3 protein-coding genes and 1 pseudogene are annotated in these 3,618 nt (G+C 52.7%); all 4 read right to left on the bottom strand.

All coding sequences use genetic code 11. The features are described from left to right. Positions 1-214: 214 nt before the first annotated feature. A pseudogene (locus AC221Y_RS21865) lies at positions 215-517 on the bottom strand (DDE-type integrase/transposase/recombinase); the annotation flags it as partial. Between the two features lie 429 nt (positions 518-946). After that, on the bottom strand, positions 947-1,372 hold the full coding sequence (gene queF / locus AC221Y_RS21860) for a preQ(1) synthase (RefSeq protein ID WP_299748601.1): 426 nt from the start codon (positions 1,370-1,372) through the stop codon (positions 947-949). Positions 1,373-1,384: 12 nt separating this feature from the next. Continuing rightward, positions 1,385-1,912 carry a universal stress protein gene (locus tag AC221Y_RS21855; protein ID WP_299748604.1) on the bottom strand — a complete coding sequence of 176 codons (528 nt, stop codon included), beginning with the start codon at positions 1,910-1,912 and terminating at the stop codon, positions 1,385-1,387. Continuing rightward, positions 1,884-3,251 (bottom strand): class I SAM-dependent methyltransferase, encoded by a 1,368-nt coding sequence (locus AC221Y_RS21850; RefSeq protein ID WP_486708430.1) that lies wholly within the window; start codon positions 3,249-3,251, stop codon positions 1,884-1,886. The genes AC221Y_RS21855 and AC221Y_RS21850 overlap by 29 nt, the downstream gene beginning before the upstream one ends. Positions 3,252-3,618: the final 367 nt, after the last annotated feature.

Genomic DNA, 3,618 nt, shown 5'->3' with positions numbered 1-3,618 from the left:
CTCGTTTGATGGAGAGAGTGACATTTCTGCTTTGCACAGGGGTGACATTATCGCTTTGCGGCTACATGCTGCAGGCGCGTAAGCTCCCTTATGTTAACCGGGATCGGTAAGCGCAGTTAGGTGCTCTCAGACGGATGAGAACTGGTCTCAGTTCGCCGCCGAATGCCGGAACTTATGCCGAACAAATTTGGCGCCACTCGGAGAGAGCAGCGGCTCAGTTGGCCTTGAAATTGTCGCGTGTGTAGAGCGCGCGCTCCTGGTTGAAATGGTTGTAGACGGAGGCATGAACGGCGGCGAATTTCTGCAAACGTCGCACGCTGCAGAACCGTTGCATGGCGCGCTCTCGTCGTCGAAACGGTCCCTTTTCATGGTTTGCAAGCAAACCACTGTCAGGCAGCGAGTGCGCGTTCTCGGCCCGATTATTTTCCCAGCGGCCCGTTTCCTGCCGGTTGGCGTTGCCAACGACTTTCATCGCAGCGCCGTAGGATCGAAGTTTGTCGGTCACCAGTGTATGAGGGGTGTTGTCACATTAACTCAGTTATCGGCAGATTTCGTCTTCTTGATGGAACTTGAAATCTCGTAAGTCGTTGAAATCCAGTAAAACGTATTTTCAAAAAATTCGATATTTCGACTTAGAAAAGTTAATGTGACAACGTCCTCCTGCGCCCGAAAGCATGATGCCGATAGACCAAAAGCCGACCATGCATTAACTTTGAAACTGGACCACCCGATGGGGGCACTCCGGGCGGGAAGCGGAACTTCGCTGCAGGTGCAAATGAACAGCACCACCACCTAAAAGCGGACATTTAAGCAGATGATGAAATTTCATTTGGACGACGTTTTTGTAAAGATTGATGGTTGAACGACCCTGTTAAAGAGTTCTGCTCTTTGCCTCATGCAATAGCAATAAGAGATGAGGGAAGGGTGTGTTTCAGGCCCTTCGCCTTTATCCTCTGCCGCGGTAGGGCGGCACGCCTTGGTCCGGAATCCACACACCTTCCGGCATCGCCCCTGTTTGCCAGAAAACATCAATCGGGATGCCACCCCGCGGATACCAGTAGCCACCGATCCGCAGCCATTGCGGGTTCAGAAAGTCGACCAGGCGCCGTGCAATCGAGATCGTGCAATCCTCGTGGAATGCGCCGTGGTTGCGAAATGACCCGAGGAAAAGCTTGAGCGATTTGGACTCGACCAGAAATTCTCCCGGCACATAGTCGATGACCAGATGTGCGAAATCAGGTTGACCTGTCATCGGGCACAGCGATGTGAACTCGGGAGCGGTGAAACGCACGCAATAGGCTACATCCGCTTTTGGATTCGATACGCGCTCTAACACCGCGTCTTCGGGGGTCGCCGCGTCGTTCGGGAACACGGAACGTCAGAATTACCTTACTGCTGCAACACTGCAGTCCGCGTGATGCAAAACTTTTTGCGACACACTGCCCAATACGGTGCTTTTGAGAATTCCAAGTCCGCGCGATCCAATGACGATCATGTCGACCTTGAATTCCTCTGCAGCCTGCAGGATTTCATCGGCATAATCGCCTTTACGCACTGAGGTCTTGATATTTTTTGCACCCTTTTCAGTGCAACGTGCCTTCGCTCTGGCGACGATCTGTTCGCCGAGAACTGAAATGATCCTCGCGGACCTAGGGTCTGCCGCATCGCCCCGCAGTACTTCAGGATAGGTTCCTGTCACGTACTCAATACCCGGAGAGACAACTGCTTGCACTTCTTTGACGAGATGTTCCACCTCGGCCATGTGCACCAGCTCTGCGGCTGGACGACCGTGCATCAAGACATGCACGATAAACAGTTCTGCGTCCAATTTGCCTGCCAATTCGGCTGCAATGTCGATGGCCCGTTGCGCGGTCAACGACCCATCAACGGCCAGAAGGATTTTTTTGATCATTGTCTTGCTCCTTGCGAGGGATAAAAAGTAAATCTTTTGTTCCGCTAGGACGAATTGCGCTACCATCATCCAAGACAAGCCCCGGGCGTTTTGCACCGTTTGCCGAAGTTGTCGCCTCCAAATCCGATTGGCCATAAAGATAGTCTCGGGTCAGCGGGACGGCATCGATACTTCGTGACAGCTGGAACTGGAAAACCGCCTGTGGGCCATTGCGAAAGGTTTGCTCACACGCAGCAAGATAGAAGCGCCACATCCGGACAAAGCGATCATCATACATCGCCACTACCTGATCTTCATTCTGTCGAAAGCGATCGTACCAGTGCCTCAACGTATAGGCATAGTGCAGGCGCCAACATTCGATGTCCGTTGCCCACAGTCGGGCTTTTTCGACGGCGCTCATGGCTTCCGAAACGGTCGGGATATAGCCACCCGGAAAGATATATTTGGCCATCCACGGGTTCGTGCCCGTCGCAGGGGCAGCCCAGCCAATCGTGTGGATTAGCGCAATGCCGTCAGGAGAGAGCCGGTCGCAGATTGTCTTAAAATAATCATTAAAGTGACGCAGTCCCACATGTTCGAACATCCCGACTGAGACAATCCTGTCGAAAGTGCCTTCAACATGACGGTAGTCGCAGAGCCGGAAGTCGATCCTGTCCGCCAGACCTTCGCGTTCTGCGCGCTGCGTTGCGTAGGCATGCTGTTCTTGAGATAGTGTAATGCCGACAACGCGGGCACCAAAGTCCTTTGCCAGCATCAACGCCATTCCGCCCCAGCCGCATCCGATATCCAGAGCAGACATGCCCGGTTCGATCATCAGTTTTCGGGCAATATGTTCCTTTTTGTGCGCCTGCGCCTGATCCAGTGTCTCAGTCGGGTCTTTGAAATAGCCGCACGAATACTGCCGGTCATCATCTAGAAACAAGTCATATAGCTGCCCTGAAAGGTCATAATGGTGGGCCACGTTGCCACGCGCGCGTTCTATGACGTTGTTTTGCGCCAGCCACCGAAGGGCGGCGCGGGATTTCAGTAGTGGCTTTTGCCACCAGACCCGATTTCCTGAAGCACGCTGAACATTCCGAACGATCAACGCCAGAAATGCTTGTAAATCATCCCCATCAATCGTCAGCGCCCCACTCATATAGGCTTCGCCCAACGCCATCTCTGGGTTCAATGCCAGATGTCTGACGGTTGAGGCGTCGTACAGCCGAACTGTTATTGGATCGCCATTCTGGTTGCCGTATCGATAATTGCGGCCCGACGGCATGACGACGTGCAAAGTGCCGTCGCGCAAGATCGACTTCAGCATCCTGTCGAGTGCGTTCTCTGAAAACTGGATCATCAGGTCACTCCTTGTGCTAGGTACATTCATCCCGATCTGTTCAGATAGCAGCGAAAATCGTATGGTGTGTTGCCAGATCATTCTCAAAAAGCGACGGGTCGCGTGGATCAACCAGGACGATGCCACTTGTTCGACCAAGTCTTGCGCATGAAACAAAAGCCGTATTGACATTAATCAATTGGCGTAAGGTTTTTACGCAAAAATCTGGTTGGACGGACGGTGCCGCCACGGGGGACCCACAAATCAGCATGAATTCCGGCGTCACAACAAATACTTAGTTCGCCCTGAATAACTCCTATCAGGCTGATTTTGTTTGAAAATAGCACGATTTTGTTGGGCTAGAGTTGCAGGGTTTGGTATTATGGAG

This window comes from Boseongicola sp., assembly GCF_057460485.1.
The sequence above is the reverse complement of the archived record's forward strand: the minus strand, read 5'-3'. Positions and strand labels throughout refer to the sequence as shown.

What these genes read in the sequence shown, in the direction of transcription:
- AC221Y_RS21855 (WP_299748604.1), bottom strand. Translation starts at nt 1,912, where the DNA reads ATGATCAAAAAAATCCTTCTGGCCGTTGATGGGTCGTTGACCGCGCAA.
- AC221Y_RS21850 (WP_486708430.1), bottom strand. Translation starts at nt 3,251, where the DNA reads ATGATCCAGTTTTCAGAGAACGCACTCGACAGGATGCTGAAGTCGATC.